Consider the following 18397-nt stretch of genomic DNA (forward strand, 5'->3'; position numbering starts at 1 on the left):
TGTTCTATACAATTTAATTCATATTTGAAGCAGTAAATGGCTGAATTTAAAATAATAGAAATACCTAGCGATAAAGTCTATTTTAAGCATCTTACACAAAAACTACTCACAACCCTGTTTCATTTTTACATCAAATGAAGAATAAATATTTCTATGCGTTCCACTCTGGATAAAGAGTTTATTGTGAGCAACTTATGAAAGTTTAGTTAGTTTTATCCATCATAACTAATATTTTTCTGGAGTGTGAATTGAAGTAAAAAGTTGGGAAGTGAATCGCAAAAATTTGCTAAAAATGGTATGGCTTTTACCCCAGTTTTACCCCGAGTTTACCCCTTTAATAAAATTGAGGAAAAGATTAATTCTTTCGAAACCTTTTCGTATAATGTTTTAGAATGGTACGCCCGGGTGGACTCGAACCACTGACCCCCACCATGTCAAGGTGATGCTCTAACCAACTGAGCTACGGGCGTATATTTAGAAAACACGCAAATATTAGCGGGCAAATAGTTTTGTTTCAAGTAAAATAATTAAAAATAGCTGTTTTTTTAATCTTTTGAACTAGATTGGTGATAAAATAGGCAAAACCAATATTGAAAATTCAGATATTTGTCACATTTTTGTACTTTTTATTTTCACTAATTCATATAACAGTTCGATATGGATTCTGTTTTTTATATTGTTTATAGGTAAATGCATGTTCTCGGTGGTTTGTTGGTGCCAAATTAGCTATACTCCACAGCGTCGTTAAGTTATTACTGGTTCAGGTTGTTATGTCGTTTAAAGATCAGATTGAAGATGTTCTACATAATATTTTTGGTTATAAGTCGTTTAGGAATCAACAAAAAGAGATTATTGAATCAGTGATTGACGGGCGTGATGTTTTGGCCGTTATCCCTACCGGTGGCGGTAAGTCGCTTTGTTATCAAATTCCAGCGGTCGTATTACCAGGCACAGCTATAGTCATTTCGCCACTTATTTCGTTAATGAAAGATCAGGTCGATCAATTGTTGGTGAATGGTATTCCTGCCGCATTTTTAAATGCAACTCAATCAGGCATCGAGCAACAAAATGTTATCAACCAGTATTTAAACCATTCAATTAAATTGTTGTATATTTCCCCCGAGCGGTTGACAGTAACATCTTTTGACGCGTTACTCGATCAGCATCCTCCTTCTTTAATTGCGATCGATGAGGCGCATTGTATTTCACAATGGGGACATGACTTTAGACCTGATTATCGCCAATTAAACCAGTTATCAAAACGTTTTCCTGATGTACCAATTATCGCGCTTACAGCCACTGCCGATGAGATGACACAGAGGGATATTCTTAATCAGCTCAATTTAGTTGATCCGTTGTTTGTGGTTCGTAGTTTTGATAGGCCGAATATTCGCTATACCGTGGTAGAAAAGTTTAATCTTACTGAGCAAGTTGTGTCGTTTATTGAAACGCAAAAAGGGAATAGCGGGATTATTTATTGTTCTAGCCGTTCTAAAGTTGAGGACATGACAACAAGGCTTGTGGCAAAAGGGTTTTCGGCTATCGCTTATCATGCCGGATTGTCTACAAGCGAACGGCAAAGTGCTCAGGAGAGTTTTTTAAAGGATAATACACAAATTATTGTGGCTACAGTCGCTTTTGGCATGGGGATTAATAAGCCAAATGTTCGGTTTGTTGTTCATGCAGATTGTCCGCGTTCAATTGAGGCTTATTATCAAGAAACAGGTCGTGCTGGGCGCGATGGTGTTCCTGCAGAAGCGATGCTATTGTTTAAAAGTAATGATTTAAGTTGGTATAAGCAGCAAATCATTGAAAAGTATGATAACGATCAGAAGCAAGTGGAGCTTCATAAGATTCAGTCGATGGAGTCATTTGCGCAATGTATGACTTGTCGTCGTATAGTATTGCTTAATTATTTTGGTGAACATCGAACTGAGCCCTGTAATAACTGCGATATTTGTCTTTATCCGCCAGAGCAATATGATGCATTGGTTGATGCTCAAAAGGTTTTGTCTTGTGTTTATCGGGTTGAACAGCGTTATGGTTCGCAATATATTGTTGATATTTTACGTGGTTCTGGACGCTCACAAATTAAAGATAACAGACATGATAAGTTATCGGTCTACGGGATTGGTAAAGCGCATTCTTCTGATTATTGGCTTAGTATAATTAGGCAATTAATTTTCTTAGGGTATTTGCGTCAAAATATTTCAAATTTTAATACATTACAATTGACTGAAAATGCACGGTCAATATTGAAAGGTGAGGTGAAATTAACGTTAGCCAAACCACGTATAGAAATCGTTAAGAAAAGTCGCTTAAACCGTTATGCTCGAGCGATTAATTCAACCACTATTTTGTCCTATGAAGAACGCCTCTTATTTAATAATCTTAGACGATTACGTAAAGAGATTGCTGACATGGAAGACATCCCTCCCTATATTGTATTTAGTGATGCAACCTTAATTGAAATGGTGCAAACTATGCCTGAAAGTAAGACACAACTTATTAATGTGTCAGGTGTTGGTAAAATTAAATTGGAGAAATACGGCAATCTGTTTTTAAATGAGATTAAGGACTTTGTAATTAAAAACATATAACGCTGTGAGTTAAAATTTAAATCAAATCATTAGTTAAAAAAAAGTTGAGGAACGGGGTTTTTGAGCAAAAAAATTCTGTAATATGACGTTAATTATTATCTGTTTTACTTACAATAGCGTTTTTATAATCTAATTTGTTTATAAATTAATTAAGGTCTATTATTAATTCGAAAAGTGGCATCTTAAAGACTAATTTGGCTCTTTATGATATGATTAGCAAAATTTAATCGTAATAAGTAATGGTGATTATGAGTTATCAAGTTTTAGCACGTAAGTGGCGACCAAAGTCGTTTTCTGAGGTAGTAGGGCAACAACATGTGTTGAAAATTTTATCTAATGCCCTCTCTCTTGGTCGGGTGCATCATGCTTATCTGTTTTCTGGTACACGGGGTGTAGGGAAGACGTCGATTGCTCGTTTGTTAGCTAAAGGCTTGAATTGTGAAAGTGGTATCACTGCAACACCTTGTGGTGTTTGTGATAATTGTCGTGAGATTGAGCAAGGTCGTTTTGTTGATTTGTTAGAAATTGATGCTGCCTCACGAACTAAAGTCGAAGATACGCGTGAAATTCTAGATAATATCCAATATTTGCCAACTAAAGGGCGTTTTAAAGTTTACTTGATCGATGAAGTGCATATGTTGTCTCGCAACAGTTTTAATGCATTATTAAAAACTTTAGAAGAACCACCTGAACATGTTAAATTTTTGTTAGCGACAACCGATCCTCAAAAATTACCTATTACTATTTTGTCTCGCTGTTTGCATTTACATTTAAATGTGCTTGATACATCTTTAATTGGTGATCAGCTAAATCACATTTTACAATTAGAGCATATTGAAAGTGAGCCAAAAGCTATTCATTTATTAGCCAAAGCAGCCAATGGAAGTATGCGAGATGCGTTAAGTTTGACAGATCAGGCTATTGCGCTAGGTAATGGTAAAGTCGATGCCGTATCGGTTGCATCTATGCTTGGAACATTAGATAAGGCTATTCCTTTTGCGTTAGTTAGTGCACTTTACCAAGGCGATGGTAATGCGCTAATGCAACAAATTGAATTGGCTGCAATGCAAGGTGCTGATTGGGATAATTTATTAGCTGAAAGCATTTCTTTGTTGCATCAAATTGCTTTATTACAAGTAGTACCTACAGCCTTAGGTGATTATGCAGATAGTGAGGAGCAATTGCGTTTTTTAGCTCAATATATTTCGCCAAATGATGTGCAATTGTTCTATCAAATTTTATTGATGGGTCGAAAAGAACTAGCACTTGTACCTGACAAGAAAATGGGCGTGGAGATGAGCTTTTTACGCGCGTTAGCCTTTATGCCAAAAGATGTTGATTCGATTTCTCAATCAGTTTCAACCACTAATGCTGCAGCTGTAGGACACCCACCTGTCCCAAAGTCTAATCCGCCAAAAGTTGAATCTGCAACATCAGCTTCTGTGCCACCGATTTCTGCAACCAAGGATGCAGCTAAGTCATCAGTTCCATCAACGGCACAATCACCATTAGCTGATAATAATGTTTCTCCAGTGCATCAAGCTAATAATTCGATGCCTGCCCATACTATATCGCTTCCAGATGATGCTTCGTCCATCACTAAAAATATTTTAGAGATGCGAATGCAGTTAATGGAGGAACAAAGTACAAAAAAGTCTGAACCGGTTGGTGCCAATCAACCATCAAGTGATTTAGTTAACTCGAGCCGTGTTAAACCGGCTACTAATACCGAAGTTAATAGTGCAGTGGTGGATGAGGTTGTAGAGGACGACGAAGAGGAAATTACAGCAGAAAATTATCAATGGCAATCGACTGGACTGTTTGAGTCTAAGAATGAGCCTGTGATTGATGCGAAGTCAGTTAGGGAGTCACTTAAGGTTGATAAAACCCCTGAGATGACAAAAAAATTGATTGAAGAGATGGTCGAAAAAGATGCTTGGAGTGCGGAAATTGAAAAACTGGAGATTGCACCGTTAATTAAGCAGATTGCGGTTAATTCGTATCCTGAAATAGTCGATGATAATAGTATAATTTTGCATACGCGTTCGGCTGTTGAGCATTTAACTAAGTCGTCGGCAAATTGTATTAAGCTACGAACTGCGATGTCAGCTTATCGTCAAAAAACACTTAATTTAGAAGTTGTGATTGATGATAGTAAGGATATAAAAACACCATTAGAATTACGTGAAGATTTATATCAGCAGAAGCTTGAACAAGCTAAACAAACGATACATCAAGATCCTAAAGTTGAGACGATTTGTCAATATTTTGATGCCAAGATTGATGAATCGAGTATTCGTCCTGTATAATTACAGACTAAATGTTTTTAATGAGGAATAATTATGTTTCCAGGTGGAAAAGGTGGTTTGGGCAATTTGATGAAACAAGCCCAACAAATGCAAGCAAAAATGCAGCAAGCTCAGGAAGAAATTGCTAAGTTAGAGGTTACTGGGGAGTCTGGCGCGGGTATCGTTAAAGTTACTGTAAATGGTGCACATAGTTGTAAACGCGTTGATATCGATCCATCTTTGTTAACCGAAGATGATAAGGAGATGTTAGAAGATCTTATCGCTGCAGCCTATAATGATGCTACTCGCCGTTTGGAAGAAGCTCAAAAAGAGCGTATGGCTCAAGTTACTGGTGGAATGCAATTACCACCTGGTTTTAAAATGCCATTCTAATTTGAATCTTTAACTCTATTTTTCTGATATTGCTGACTTTTGTCGGCAATATTTTTGTCTACTGACTGTTTATTTATACAGTTTGTCTTTATTAATTTTCTCCTATCAGGTAAACTAACTCACAATTGTTTTTTTAATTCACATTCAATTTTGATCATAATAATTAGGCTGATGTTGAACGAAAGTTTTCGTTTAATACTGATTGATCAACGTTGTTTAATTGACATTATTTATTAAGGATATATTGTGATAGGTCGTTTACGTGGAATCATTATTGAAAAGCAACCACCCAAAGTGTTAATTGAAGTTGGTGGTGTTGGCTATGAAGTGTTTATGCCAATGACCTGTTTTTATGAATTACCTGATAATGGTAAAGAAGTGATTGTGTTAACTCATTTTGCCGTTCGGGAAGATGCTCAAGTGCTGTATGGCTTTAATCATGAGCAAGAGCGTGAATTGTTTCGCGAGTTGATTAAAGTGAATGGTGTTGGACCCAAATTAGCGTTAGCAATTTTATCCGGAATGTCAGCAGGGCAATTTATTAGTGCTGTTGAGCAAGGTGAGATTAAGACGTTAGTTAAATTACCAGGCGTTGGCACTAAAACCGCTGAACGATTGATTGTCGAAATGAAGGATCGAGTTAAACGATTTGGTGAAGAGTTAGCGAATGTGAACGTAACTGTTGAGACTGGAAGTCTTAAAAAATCCTCAAGCCAGATTGAAGGTGAAGCCGTTTCGGCACTTATCGCTTTGGGTTATAAACCGCAAGAAGCCAGTCGTATTATTAGTAAAGTCATTAAGCCAGACATGGATTGTGAAATGCTAATACGTGAAGCATTAAAGTCAGCATTATAAAGAAAATAAGGAACGATGATGATTGAAGCGGATCGTTTAATTGCGCCACAGGCTCAAAAAGAAGAAGAGTCATTAGATCGGGCTATTCGTCCTAAATATTTGGATGAGTATATTGGTCAACCTCAAGTTCGCGAGCAGATGAAAATCTTTATTCAGGCAGCCAAACAACGTAGTGATGCGCTTGATCATGTTTTAATTTTTGGTCCTCCTGGTCTTGGTAAAACCACTTTAGCTAATATTGTTGCTAATGAAATGAATGTTAATTTGCGCACTACCTCTGGCCCAGTGTTGGAAAAAGCAGGTGATCTGGCTGCAATGTTAACCAATCTCGAGCCTAATGATGTGCTGTTTATTGATGAAATCCATCGATTATCTCCTGTCGTTGAAGAAATATTATATCCTGCTATGGAAGATTATCAGCTCGATATTATGATTGGTGAAGGTCCAGCCGCACGTTCAATTAAAATCGATCTTCCGCCGTTTACGCTTATTGGCGCAACTACTCGAGCGGGTTCGTTAACATCGCCATTACGTGATCGTTTTGGGATTGTGCAACGCCTTGAGTTTTACCGTGTTGAGGATTTGGAGTATATTGTTAGTCGTAGTGCTAAGTTTTTAGGTTTAGATCTTTCCAAAGAGGGTGCCTTTTTAATAGCTAAACGCTCACGCGGAACGCCTCGTATTGCTAATCGTTTATTGCGACGTGTGAGAGATTATGCGGATGTTAAATCCAAAGGTGTTATTGATGAGCGTATTGCGACTCAAGCTTTAGATATGTTAGATGTGGATAATGAAGGCTTTGACTATATGGATCGTAAGTTACTTCTTGCCATCATCGAAAAATTTATGGGTGGTCCAGTAGGATTAGATAATATTGCTGCAGCAATTGGTGAGGAACGTGAAACGATTGAAGATGTGTTAGAGCCGTTTTTAATTCAGCAAGGTTATATCCAAAGAACACCAAGAGGACGAATTGCAACACCTCATGCTTATCGACATTTTGCTATTGTTCAAGATAATTAATTTGATTTATTCTAATTTGAATTATCCGATTTTTAATCCAACACCGCCAAATGGCGGTGTTTTGCGTTTATAGGATAATTAACCAAGTTCTTTCTCAGTGAAAATACCACTAAATAAATCAGTACTAAGGTAACGTTCACCTGAAGAGGGTAATATTACCACGATGGTTTTATTCGCATTTTCTGGTAATCGAGCCAAACGATCAGCTGCAAATACTGCAGCACCGGATGAAATTCCTGCTAAGATACCTTCTTTTTCCATTATAATGCGAGCTGTTTCGATTGCTTCTTCGTTAGATACTTTTTCGACCAAATCAATCAAACTCAAATCTAAGTTTCCAGGAATAAATCCAGCTCCGATACCTTGTATTTTGTGTGGGCCAGGTTTGATGGGTTCGCCGGCAAGTGCTTGTGTAATTACAGGTGAGGTAGTTGGCTCAACTGCGACAGCCGTAATGTTTTTTCCTTGAACTTTTTTGATGTATTTTGTAACACCAGTAAAGGTTCCACCTGTTCCCACACCTGCAACGAAAATGTCGATTTTTCCATCTGTATCAAGCCAAATTTCTGGTCCTGTGGTTTTTTCATGAATTTCTGGATTGGCGGGATTGCTAAATTGTTGGAGCATAATATTGTGTTTTGGATTACTAGCAACGATTTCTTCTGCTTTTTCAATCGCACCTTTCATTCCCTTGGCAGCTTCAGTTAATACAAGGTTTGCACCTAACGCTTTTAGAAGTTTTCGGCGTTCAATACTCATGCTTTCTGGCATGGTTAAGGTTAATTTATAACCACGAGCAGCGGCAACAGCAGCTAATGCGATACCAGTATTACCACTAGTTGGCTCTATAAGTTCGACGTCAGGGTTAAGTAAACCACGTTTTTCGGCATCCCAAATCATATTTGATGCAATACGACATTTGACGCTGAAACTTGGATTACGAGATTCGACTTTAGCTAATATATTACCATTCCCAAAATGTTTTAATCGAACTAAGGGAGTATGGCCGATGGTTTGTGAGTTATCATCAAATATCTTACTCATGAAAAAGTCCTTATTAGTTTATTCTTAGATTCAAAGATGGTGGCAAGTAATTAATGTTGATGACTATATTATAGGTTGAACTGAAAAGATGATACTAATTATTAATTATATTCATATGCATTTTTGATATAAGGGCCTTTATTTTGACTAGCTAGTATGCTTTTTAGTGCTAGGATCTTACTATAGTATTGAAATGTGAATTTACATGTACGCTATATTTAGGCGTGTTTGGTTAAGACATTATTTTAAACTAGGTAATCGTTTATCATCAAATATTCAGTAATTTATGATACTATTATTCAATGAAACTATTTTCCATGTCTAATTCAATCCTTTTAATAGCTTGTTCGCAGCGGTATATTCGATTATCAAGGGCAGCGATTTTGGTGTGTTCTATTGACTCTAAAGAGAGTTCGAGCTCATATTTCATCTCTTGTAATCGTCGTAAATAATCTAAATGTCTTGAATGTTTTTCATCTAATGTTTCTGTAATAATATGGTCAGTAGTTTGTTTACGTAAATGTACTGTGGCAAGCTCACGTGTTAGGGCGGTAATTTGGTTTATAAGTTTTTCTGATAAAAATTCGATTTGTGTGCGTTTTTCTGAAAGTACCGCATCACAAAGTGCTTGATAGGTTTGCTTTACTTTATCTAAATAGAATTGATTGTCGGTTTCAATCTTACTGGTGTTAAATAGATGTTCATCAAAATAATGCTCTTGGTAGCTTTGTTGTTCGGATAAGTTCAACTGCTGTTCAAGCTCGTTTATTTGATTTTTCAATTTTTCCAAAAATTTTTGCATAAATATATCTTTATGGTTGGTTATCGTCATTTTGCCCAAAATAATTACCTAAATGAATTTTAGATAAGTTTATTAGTTTCATTAACGATTCAAAAGTTAATTTTTCATTTGGATTTTTATTCGGACTTAATACCTTTTTTTCAATTAATTGCAACTTGATTCGGTTGTAGCTGTCAATTAAGTTGAGCGGTAGTGGCGATTGAGAACGATATCCTAACCATAAGATCCCTTGAATAGGTAAACTTAAGGCAAATAGAATTGTGATTGCTGTTACCGCTAATTGCGCGGGTAAATAATATTGCCAAAGAATTAAGCTGATGATGATTGGCGGTAAAATTTTTTTTGCAACTTTGATGTAGTTAATAATTTTTAATTCAGGAAATGAATAGGATAGGGCTTTATCTTTTGGGCAAATATCCATATATATTTGACCTGCCTTAAAAATTTTAACTAATTTCATCTGGTTTGGATTCCTCGACATTCACATTTTATTGTCTTAAAATAGTGCCATTCAAATTGGGGGCTCTCTTTATTTTATCTCAAATTTCAAGATATCAGAAGTCACCTTATATAACACATTGATTAATGTGTAGAGTTGCCAATATTGATTGGTAAAAATCTTTTATTCAATTTATAGGAATTACTATGTCATCAAGTAATAACGCTCTCGTTCTGAATTGTGGAAGTTCATCTTTAAAATTTGCTATTATTAACCCTGAAAATGGTGATGAGTTTTTATCTGGTTTAGCTGAATGTTTTCACCTTCCTGATGCTCGCATCAAATGGAAATTAGATGGTGAAAAGCAAGAAGCTTCTTTAGGAGCTGGTGCAGCACATAGCGAAGCGATTAAATTCATTGTTAATAACATTTTTCCACAAAAACCAGAATTATTAGACAGCATAAAATCAATTGGGCACCGTATTGTTCATGGTGGTGAGAAGTATACCCAATCAGTTGTGATTGATGATTCCGTTTTAAAAGGTATTGAAGAAGCTTCTGCTTTTGCGCCTTTACATAATCCAGCACATTTAATTGGTATTCGCGAAGCTTTTATTGCATTTCCTCATTTAAAAAATAAGAATGTTGCAGTATTTGATACAGCTTTCCATACTACAATGCCTAAAGAAGCATATTTATATGCAATTCCTAATGAATTATATACTAAGTACGGTGTTCGCCGTTATGGTGCTCATGGTACTAGTCATTATTATGTCAGCCGAGAAGCTGCAAAATTATTAAATAAACCTGTTGATCAAACGAATGTGATTACATGCCACTTAGGTAATGGTGCTTCAATCACTGCTGTGAAAAACGGTAAAAGTATTGAAACTTCTATGGGCTTAACACCACTTGAAGGTTTAGTTATGGGAACTCGAAGTGGTGATATCGATCCTGCTATCATGTTCTTTTTACATGACAATTTAAATATGTCAGTTGCTGATATTAATAATTTATTAAATAAAAAATCAGGATTATTAGGTTTAACTGGTGTAAGTAGCGATTGCCGTTATGTAACAGATAATGCAGATAAAGACGAAAATGCTAAAAATGCTTTAGAAGTATTTGTTCACCGTTTAGTCAAATACATTGGTGGTTATGCGATGTTGTTAGACGGCCGTTTAGATGCAATCGTGTTTACTGGTGGTATTGGTGAAAATGCTGAATGTATTCGTCGTAAAACTCTAGAAAAATTAAGTATACTTGGTTTTGAGATTGATAAAGAACGCAATTTAGCTGCACGTTTTGGTAACGGTGGAGTGATCACTAAAGATGGTTCTGCTATTGCAATGGTTATTCCTACCAATGAAGAACTTGTCATCGCACAAGATGCAGCACGCTTAACAGCTTAAGCACTTTAAAACCGCCGTTAAGGCGGTTTGTTTTTGGATTTAATAAAGAATTAAGAGGAAACTTATTATGTCTCGTACCATTATGCTGATTCCAACTGGAACTAATGTTGGATTAACGGGTGTAAGTCTTGGTGTTATTCGAGCAATGGAACGTCAAGGTATTAACTTAAATGTATTTAAACCAGTTGCCCAACCAAGAGCAGGTGGTGATGCGCCTGATAATACAACGACTTTAGTTAGTAATAATACATCGATTCCAACTTTGAAACCTTTAAAAATGAGTTATGTTGAAAACTTATTAGGTTTGAATCAACAAGATGTTTTGATGGAAGAAATCGTTGCACTATATGCAGAAAATACTAAAGGTGCTGATGTTGTTTTAGTAGAAGGTATTGTACCAACTATTGATTATCCATTTGCTAATGAGCTAAATAATAACATCGCGAAGACTTTAGGCGCTGAGATTATTTTTGTGGTTAATATGGGTAAAGATGATCCAGAGCAGTTAAAAGAACGCATTGAGATTGCTCGTTCTAATTTTGGTGGCATCAAAAATGATAAGATTATTGGTGTGATTGTTAACAAAGTCAATGCACCAGTAGAAGAACAAAATCTCGCTCGTCCAGATGTTGTTGAAATTTATCATACACCTAAATTTGATGGTAAGAAAATTACAATTAATGATTTAAGCGAGCATTGCCCATTACCTGTACTTGGCTGTATTCCTTGGAACATCGATTTAAGTTCTTGTCGTACATATGACATTGCTAATCATTTGCAAGCTAAAATCATTAATGAAGGCGGTATTAAAAATCGTCGAATTAAACATGTTTCTTTCTGTTCTCGTAGCGTTCCAAATATCATTAATCACCTTCAACCGAACGCGTTATTAGTAACTTCAGCTGATCGTGCTGATGTTTTAGTAACAATCTGTTTAGCTGCAATGAATGGTGTTGCTATTGGTGGTGTATTATTGACTGGTGGCTATGATATTGATGAAAAAATCTATAAATTGTGCCAACCTGCTTTTGATACAGGATTACCTGTATTTACTGTTAAAACCAATACATTCCAAACTTCAATCAATTTACAACAATTCAATTTAGAAATCCCGGTCGATGATAAAGAACGTATGGATAATACTCAGAATTTTGTTGCCGATCACATTGATCCAAGTTGGATTAAATCATTGAATGAAGTGGTTAGTTCTGCTCGTCGATTATCTCCTCCAGCATTCCGTTATCAATTAACAGAGCTTGCACGTAATGCGAAAAAAGTGGTGGTGTTACCTGAAGGGGATGAGCCGAGAACAATTAAAGCAGCTGCAATTTGCGCAGAGCGTCATATTGCTAAGTGTGTGTTAATTGGTAATCCTGATGAAGTCCGTAAAGTGGCAGCGTCGCAAGGTGTTACTTTAGGTGCAGGTGTTGAAATTGTTGACCCAGAACGCATTCGTGATAAATATGTACCTCGTTTAGTTGAATTACGTAAAAACAAAGGTATGACTGAAGTTATTGCGCGTGAGCAATTAGCTGATAATGTTGTGCTTGGTACAATGATGCTTGAAGCAAATGAGGTTGATGGTTTAGTCTCTGGTGCTGTTCATACTACGGCCAATACTATTCGCCCTCCGCTACAATTAATCAAAACTGCTCCAGGTAGTTCGCTTGTTTCATCGGTGTTCTTTATGTTAATGCCTGATCAAGTTTATATCTATGGGGATTGCGCTATTAATCCAGATCCAAATGCGCAAGAACTTGCTGAAATTGCTATTCAATCTGCTGATACTGCTATTGCTTTTGGTATTGAACCTCGAGTGGCGATGATCTCTTACTCAACCGGTAGTTCTGGTCAAGGTGCTGATGTTGAAAAAGTGAAAGAAGCAACACGTATTGCTCAAGAAAAACGTCCAGATTTAATGATTGATGGCCCTTTACAATATGATGCTGCGGTTATGCCGGATGTGGCGAAATCAAAAGCGCCAAATTCTAAAGTTGCAGGTAAAGCAACGGTGTTTATATTCCCTGATTTAAATACTGGCAATACAACGTACAAAGCTGTACAACGTTCAGCTGATCTTGTTTCAATTGGACCTATGTTACAAGGTATGCGCAAGCCTGTTAATGATTTGTCTCGTGGTGCGTTAGTTGATGATATTGTTTATACTATTGCTTTAACTGCTATTCAATCCGCGCAAGAAAAAAATAGCTAGTAAATTATTAATATTTATGTTTAAATTTATGAGAGGTTTTTCACAGACCTCTCATTTGTTATCTATCCGATAAGTCCAATCACATAAAGTGACGAAATTAGTTAAGGATGATGTAAGTTATACATTATTTAGCGCTGTTTTTTGTTCCAATTCTATACATTATAAAGTTCTTTTTGATTAATTTATTCAAGCTATATGACTATACATGGTCTATATCTCCCTAATTTAATCAATTTGTTAATTATTTGTCTATTTCATTACCTGTTTAAAGATTAAGCAAAGCTGTTTTTATATTCCTAAGTTTTAAGAAAGATAAGTTTTATTTTCAATATTATTTTTAATTAAAAATACTAAAGGTATAACGGAATGAATTGTCTTAATCAGGACTCCATTAGAGTTATTGCACCCAGCATTTATCATGATACTTCATGGAATGAAGCCGAAGTATTAGGCGCCATGGTTTGGTTATGGAACAGGAATTCCAATTATAGAAATGTTGCCATAAGTTCAGCATTGGAAACTTTACTGCCTACTATTCAGTCTAGGAATTTTATTTTACTCATTAAAAATAATAGACCACTCGGTTATCTCAATTGGGCATATTTAAATAAAGATGAGGAACGGGAATATCTAAACAAAACGAAAAGTTATGTGAATTTTGTTCAATGTAATAAGAGAGATGAAAGTAAACAGTTATGGCTTTTATCTTTCTTTTGCCCATTTGGACGGAATGAATCTTTCTTATTGAAATCTATTTGTAAAAAAGTTCTAAAAAATAATCTCTGCTTTTATGGTTACCACAAATCAAAAACAAACACCGTTGTAAAAAAAGTTCAATGTTAGAGTCTATAAGGATAGAATTATGAATCAAATATACCAAACAAAATTTAATTTTCTAACTGGTACTAGCATAGTTTGTTCTGAATTGGCACGACGTGTTAGTAAAGTAGTGATAACTGTTTCAATTTTATCAGCTTCAACTTCTTCGTTAGCATTGGATTGTATAGCAAATTCTGATGGATCTTATTTAGTAGGCCAAAATGATCCTAGTTGTAATAACATTAATGCTGCTACTGCAACGCAAAGTGGCAATGCTAGTTTTTATATTTTAACTAGGAGTAAATTACATGAACAACTTAATGTTGGTGATACGACCCTTACTGCAAATGTCAGTGCCGATTATACTGGATTAGGTAACCAATATACTTATGGTGTTTCTGGTGGCTCAATTAAAGCGGGCAATTTAAATTTTACTATAAAGAATGATGGTAATGTGATGGGGCTTGCGACTTATCACAATGTCGATATTACTGCTAAAGATGTTGTATTAAATATAACTGATAACTATACACGTGGTCGTAACTCTAGTGGTGGTGTGGCTGCTTATGGGATATTAACGGGTTCAGCTGCAAATGCCGGTGAGAGAAACGCCTATAATGGTAAATATAGCACAGTTACAGTTGATAAACTGACGATCAACCAAACAACGTCAGGTGGTAAAACCTCTCCAATATTAAATAATGGTATTCGTGCTATTCAAGGAGCATATGACAATAATGGTCAAGGTTCTGCAGGGCGAGTTATTGTTAATGATGATTTGGATATGACTTTGACTGGTAATCGTGCCATCGGTATTTATGTATCGGGTAATGCAACCAATCATGGTGGAGCGAATGATACTGGTGCTGATGGTCAATTAACACCAATAGTGATTTTAAAAGGTGCTAAAAATAGCATAGTGTTGAATAAAGGTAGCGATAGTTCATCATTGAACTGGGATAGTGTGGGTGTCAAATTAGGAAAGACGCGTAATACAGGTGAAGGTGCTGGTATTTTAGAATCTCATGGTGAACTTAATATTGATACAACAAATGCTTTAAATGGTTCTGGTATTAAGATGGTTCGCAATTCTTTATTAAAAGCAGATTATGACGATAGTTCAACAATCATCAAAACAAATGGTTATGCACTTGAAATCGGGACTCATGATGATGCTAATTCAAGTGGTGTATTTGAACAGGCTGCATCACATGGTGTAAGTGCAAGCTTTAAAAATGCAATATTTACTACGAATGGTACAAGTGCTGACCCGGTTATCAGTGGTTCTGTTGGTCGCAAAGATTTAATTTTTGTCGATCAAGGTCAAGTCGATACTGTATTATCTTTTACCGGTGATAAAACTGATCTAACAGCAAATGATGCGGGTTATATTCTTAACGTGAGTGGAAATTATACCGCATCTGGTTATCAGTTCTTTTCAAATACCTATGATCAAACTGGAACAGAACAAAGTCATGATGATTATCAAGCGTCATCAGTTACCTTTAATGCTTCTGACAAGGGAAGTATGACTGGGCTGGTTTATAAAGGTTTGGTTAAAACTGAAGAGGGTGAAGTTTTAGATACCAATAAAACTCCTACACTCAACTTAAACTTAAATAATGGTTTTACTTGGAATTTGAAAGCAAATGATACCAGTAAAACTGCTTTATTTGATAATTTAACTTTATCAAATGGTGCATTACTTAATGCTGCATTTGATGATGCGGGCGCAAATGAGTTTATTTTACAAGGTAATGTTATTAGTGATGGTGGTATTATCAGTTTAGATAATCATTCCCATGGAAAATATAATGATAGTTTAACTATTCAAGGTAATTACTCGGCATCAAATAATGCAATAGTTAAGATGAATACGTTATGGAATAATAATACTTCACAATCAGACTTACTAAAAATTACTGGAGCTGCAAGTGGTGTCACTAAAGTTATTCCTGTTAATGCAAATGGAACTGAAAATTTTATTGATGGTAACATAAAGCAAGTTGCTGCAATATTGAATAGTATTCCTGTTATTAATGTAGGAACTTCAACTTCAGAAAGCAATTTTACTGGTGAGGCACAAACGACAGGTGCAACAGAAGTTCAATTGGCAAAACGTCAAACAACTAATGGTGATGAATACTATTGGACTATGAAGGCAAGTAATCCAGATGAACCGGTTGGCCCAGTCAAACCCGTTGACCCAGACAAACCCGTCAAACCTGTTGACCCAGTAAAACCACCTAAAAAGGTGATCTATTCAAATGCCGTTTCTGGTTATGTATCAATGCCACGAGTAAACCAAGAACAAGGATTATTAAGTATTGGTACTTTGCATGAACGTAGAGGCGAATATGCTAACTTTAACTTAGCTAATTGTAGTACTTGCGATGAACATTTAAGTGAAACTTGGGGAAGAATATTAGGCAAACATCTTAAATCAGACGGAAAAAAACGGTTGAATTTAGAAACTGACGTTTATGGATTACAACTTGGCCATGATCTGGTGAACAATTTATTCGAAGATGGAAGCCACAATTATACAGGTGCTTATCTTTCATATACTAAAGCTAATACTGATTTTTCCGATAAATATCGAGCGGTTAATGGTTTAATTTCTCATAACAAAAAAAACGGAAAAGGTACTTCGGAAGCATTTAGCCTTGGGTTAACTAATACCTATTTTTCTGCTAATAACAGTTATTTAGATTTAGTTGGACAGTTCTCTTCAATCCGCAATAAATATGATGCACGAAAAGAAGCCCGTTCTATCCATCAAAATGGGTTTGGTATAGCTGTTTCAGCAGAAGCCGGACATGCCTTCAACTTTAGTCAACTTGATTCAAGCCAATGGCTAATTGAACCTCAAGCTCAACTTGTTTATCAATATCTTAATTTGGATAGTTTTAAAGATAAATATCGTCAAGTCGATCAGAATAATCAGGATCAATTGCGTGGCAGAATTGGTGTACGAGTAGACTATAATAATCAAGCAGCAGATCGACAAATTATGTCGATTTATGCAATTGGTAATGTTTGGCATGACTTTATTAAGCCAACTCATGTCACAATAGGTAAAGATAGTTTACGTGAAAATTATGCAACTACTTGGGGAGAATTGGGGGTTGGTATAAAAACGGAATTAGGCAAAGATAATTTTCTTTATGGTGATGCTCGTTATGAACATGATTTTGGAAGTACCAAGCATCAAGGCTATAAAGGAAATATTGGAATAGAACATAAATGGTAATTTAGAATTATAAGTTTATTTCTTTGTTCTATACGTAATGGCTAGTCATGCATTACGTATAGACTTTTTTATAAAAAAGTAACTAATAATCAAGTTAAATAAAATAATATGGCTTAATGTTCATCGCGTAAAACTTATTGCAAATGGCAAAAGTGATATTTTTAAGATTGGAATAAATTTAACCCAACAAATCATTTTATTATGAAATTTTTGTTAAATAGAACTCATTTATTAGTACTTAACAAATTGATTTTTAGATGAATTAAAGCCATTTGATGTTTTAAACTTGAATAAATATGATAAAGGATAATTACTTTATTCACCTTGACTTTCTAATAGTGTTAATAACATTGACATAAATAGTTTTTTATCATCCTTTAATGTTGAAAAAAACTCTTTATCAATTTGTTCAACTAAAGGTACAGTTTCATTTGCTTTATCAAACCCTTTTTGTGTTAGTTGAATGGATTTTGCTCGACTATCTTTGCTTGAACAGTGGCGCTCAATATAATCTTTTTTCTCTAAATTCTCTAAAATTTGTGAGATTGTCATCACATCGATATTTGTTCGATTGGATAGAGTGACTTGTGTTATTTCATCGTTGTATTGTGATAAATAAGCAAGTGTTGCAAGTACGATAAATTGAGGATGAGTGATAGACTGTTTTTTCAAACAACTTTTGATATTTGTATGCCAGGACGAATAAGTTTTCATAAAAATAAAACCAATGGATTGAGAATCATTTTGAAATTGTGTCAAAAACTTATCGCCCTTTGCCATAATTTATCCTTCAACTAAGCCATTTAATTTGTAAGTTTTATCAATAATATCATCAGAAATCTGTTTTATAAAATCATAGGATGCTTTAGTGTCCATTTTTGTATCTGGTTTTAATGAAATCTCTGATTTCAAAGCATATTGATTTTCTGAAATTTCAACAATTTGATGGGAGAAAAATAATAAACCTATTTCAGGCATATCAAATTGTTCAGTAAATTCTTGCTCATCAATGATTTTTGATAAAGTCACTTCCATTTCTGGTATATTTTGTAATTTAAAAATACCTTTAGTGCCTGTTTTCAAGTCACCAAAGATACGAAAGTCTTCAAGATCAGTTTCCCATAATTTTCTTAAATTAAGATCGGTATAGTATTGCCAAATTTTAGATGGTTTTGCCTTTGTTGGTAATACGAAAGAGATTGAAATTGTGTTCATTATTTTTCCTCTATTTAATAAGTAAACTTATTGTAAGTATAC

The 18397-nt window shown here is 35.2% G+C and carries 14 protein-coding genes and 1 tRNA gene; 9 read left to right on the forward strand and 6 right to left on the reverse strand.

Translation table 11 applies throughout. From position 1 onward, the window contains the following. Positions 1-393: 393 nt before the first annotated feature. Positions 394-470: transfer RNA gene (locus A9G08_RS07230), tRNA-Val, on the reverse strand. A gap of 300 nt (positions 471-770) precedes the next feature. Between A9G08_RS07230 and recQ the strand changes: the two genes are divergently transcribed. From recQ to ruvB, 5 genes are all read left to right on the forward strand, one after another. Continuing rightward, positions 771-2600, forward strand: coding sequence for a DNA helicase RecQ (recQ, locus tag A9G08_RS07235; protein ID WP_065563041.1), 1830 nt, complete (start codon positions 771-773; stop codon positions 2598-2600). 248 nt (positions 2601-2848) lie between these two features. After that, positions 2849-4909: a DNA polymerase III subunit gamma/tau gene (gene dnaX, locus A9G08_RS07240; RefSeq protein WP_065563042.1), complete on the forward strand. Its 2061-nt coding sequence runs from the start codon at positions 2849-2851 to the stop codon at positions 4907-4909. Between the two features lie 33 nt (positions 4910-4942). Beyond that, the gene (locus A9G08_RS07245; protein ID WP_065563043.1) at positions 4943-5281 is read left to right on the forward strand and encodes a YbaB/EbfC family nucleoid-associated protein; all 339 of its coding nucleotides are present in this window, start codon (positions 4943-4945) and stop codon (positions 5279-5281) included. Between the two features lie 246 nt (positions 5282-5527). Further along, complete coding sequence (gene ruvA / locus A9G08_RS07250) at positions 5528-6136, forward strand: Holliday junction branch migration protein RuvA (RefSeq protein WP_065563044.1); 609 nt, start codon at positions 5528-5530, stop codon at positions 6134-6136. Between the two features lie 18 nt (positions 6137-6154). Continuing rightward, complete coding sequence (gene ruvB / locus A9G08_RS07255; RefSeq protein ID WP_065563045.1) at positions 6155-7159, forward strand: Holliday junction branch migration DNA helicase RuvB; 1005 nt, start codon at positions 6155-6157, stop codon at positions 7157-7159. A gap of 78 nt (positions 7160-7237) precedes the next feature. On the opposite strand, the gene cysK is transcribed toward ruvB, so the two are convergent. The 3 genes from cysK to yfbV all read right to left on the reverse strand — a co-directional run bounded on the left by cysK (position 7238) and on the right by yfbV (position 9465). Beyond that, positions 7238-8203 (reverse strand): cysteine synthase A, encoded by a 966-nt coding sequence (gene cysK, locus A9G08_RS07260; protein ID WP_065563046.1) that lies wholly within the window; start codon positions 8201-8203, stop codon positions 7238-7240. A gap of 295 nt (positions 8204-8498) precedes the next feature. Beyond that, entirely contained in the window at positions 8499-9005 is a 507-nt protein-coding gene (gene priC / locus A9G08_RS07265; protein ID WP_065563047.1) for a primosomal replication protein PriC, read from the reverse strand. Positions 9006-9015: 10 nt separating this feature from the next. Next, positions 9016-9465, reverse strand: coding sequence for a terminus macrodomain insulation protein YfbV (gene yfbV, locus A9G08_RS07270; RefSeq protein ID WP_065563048.1), 450 nt, complete (start codon positions 9463-9465; stop codon positions 9016-9018). A gap of 185 nt (positions 9466-9650) precedes the next feature. Here yfbV and A9G08_RS07275 point away from each other — a divergent pair, with 185 nt between their 5' ends. From A9G08_RS07275 to A9G08_RS07290, 4 genes are all read left to right on the forward strand, one after another. After that, entirely contained in the window at positions 9651-10856 is a 1206-nt protein-coding gene (locus A9G08_RS07275) for an acetate kinase (RefSeq protein ID WP_065563049.1), read from the forward strand. 67 nt (positions 10857-10923) lie between these two features. After that, positions 10924-13068 (forward strand): phosphate acetyltransferase, encoded by a 2145-nt coding sequence (pta, locus tag A9G08_RS07280; protein ID WP_065563050.1) that lies wholly within the window; start codon positions 10924-10926, stop codon positions 13066-13068. Between the two features lie 366 nt (positions 13069-13434). Next, entirely contained in the window at positions 13435-13911 is a 477-nt protein-coding gene (locus A9G08_RS07285) for a toxin-activating lysine-acyltransferase (protein WP_065563051.1), read from the forward strand. A gap of 19 nt (positions 13912-13930) precedes the next feature. After that, entirely contained in the window at positions 13931-17140 is a 3210-nt protein-coding gene (locus A9G08_RS07290; protein ID WP_065563052.1) for an autotransporter outer membrane beta-barrel domain-containing protein, read from the forward strand. 315 nt (positions 17141-17455) lie between these two features. Here the strand turns inward: A9G08_RS07290 and A9G08_RS07295 are convergent, their stop codons facing one another. Further along, the gene (locus tag A9G08_RS07295) at positions 17456-17920 is read right to left on the reverse strand and encodes a MarR family winged helix-turn-helix transcriptional regulator (protein ID WP_065563053.1); all 465 of its coding nucleotides are present in this window, start codon (positions 17918-17920) and stop codon (positions 17456-17458) included. A gap of 3 nt (positions 17921-17923) precedes the next feature. Beyond that, positions 17924-18355 carry a hypothetical protein gene (locus tag A9G08_RS07300; RefSeq protein ID WP_065563054.1) on the reverse strand — a complete coding sequence of 144 codons (432 nt, stop codon included), beginning with the start codon at positions 18353-18355 and terminating at the stop codon, positions 17924-17926. Positions 18356-18397 lie beyond the last annotated feature (42 nt).

Origin of the sequence: Gilliamella sp. wkB195 (assembly GCF_001690445.1) — a bacterium.
In the GTDB taxonomy this organism is placed as follows: Bacteria; Pseudomonadota; Gammaproteobacteria; order Enterobacterales; family Orbaceae; genus Gilliamella; species Gilliamella apicola_E.

Coding starts and splice junctions, on each gene's coding strand:
- pta (WP_065563050.1), top strand. CDS start 10,924: ATGTCTCGTACCATTATGCTGATTCCAACTGGAACTAATGTTGGATTA.
- A9G08_RS07300 (WP_065563054.1), bottom strand. CDS start 18,355: ATGAACACAATTTCAATCTCTTTCGTATTACCAACAAAGGCAAAACCA.
- dnaX (WP_065563042.1), top strand. CDS start 2,849: ATGAGTTATCAAGTTTTAGCACGTAAGTGGCGACCAAAGTCGTTTTCT.
- A9G08_RS07290 (WP_065563052.1), top strand. CDS start 13,931: ATGAATCAAATATACCAAACAAAATTTAATTTTCTAACTGGTACTAGC.
- A9G08_RS07245 (WP_065563043.1), top strand. CDS start 4,943: ATGTTTCCAGGTGGAAAAGGTGGTTTGGGCAATTTGATGAAACAAGCC.
- priC (WP_065563047.1), bottom strand. CDS start 9,005: ATGCAAAAATTTTTGGAAAAATTGAAAAATCAAATAAACGAGCTTGAA.
- yfbV (WP_065563048.1), bottom strand. CDS start 9,465: ATGAAATTAGTTAAAATTTTTAAGGCAGGTCAAATATATATGGATATT.
- recQ (WP_065563041.1), top strand. CDS start 771: ATGTCGTTTAAAGATCAGATTGAAGATGTTCTACATAATATTTTTGGT.
- A9G08_RS07275 (WP_065563049.1), top strand. CDS start 9,651: ATGTCATCAAGTAATAACGCTCTCGTTCTGAATTGTGGAAGTTCATCT.
- cysK (WP_065563046.1), bottom strand. CDS start 8,203: ATGAGTAAGATATTTGATGATAACTCACAAACCATCGGCCATACTCCC.
- ruvB (WP_065563045.1), top strand. CDS start 6,155: ATGATTGAAGCGGATCGTTTAATTGCGCCACAGGCTCAAAAAGAAGAA.
- A9G08_RS07295 (WP_065563053.1), bottom strand. CDS start 17,920: ATGGCAAAGGGCGATAAGTTTTTGACACAATTTCAAAATGATTCTCAA.
- A9G08_RS07285 (WP_065563051.1), top strand. CDS start 13,435: ATGAATTGTCTTAATCAGGACTCCATTAGAGTTATTGCACCCAGCATT.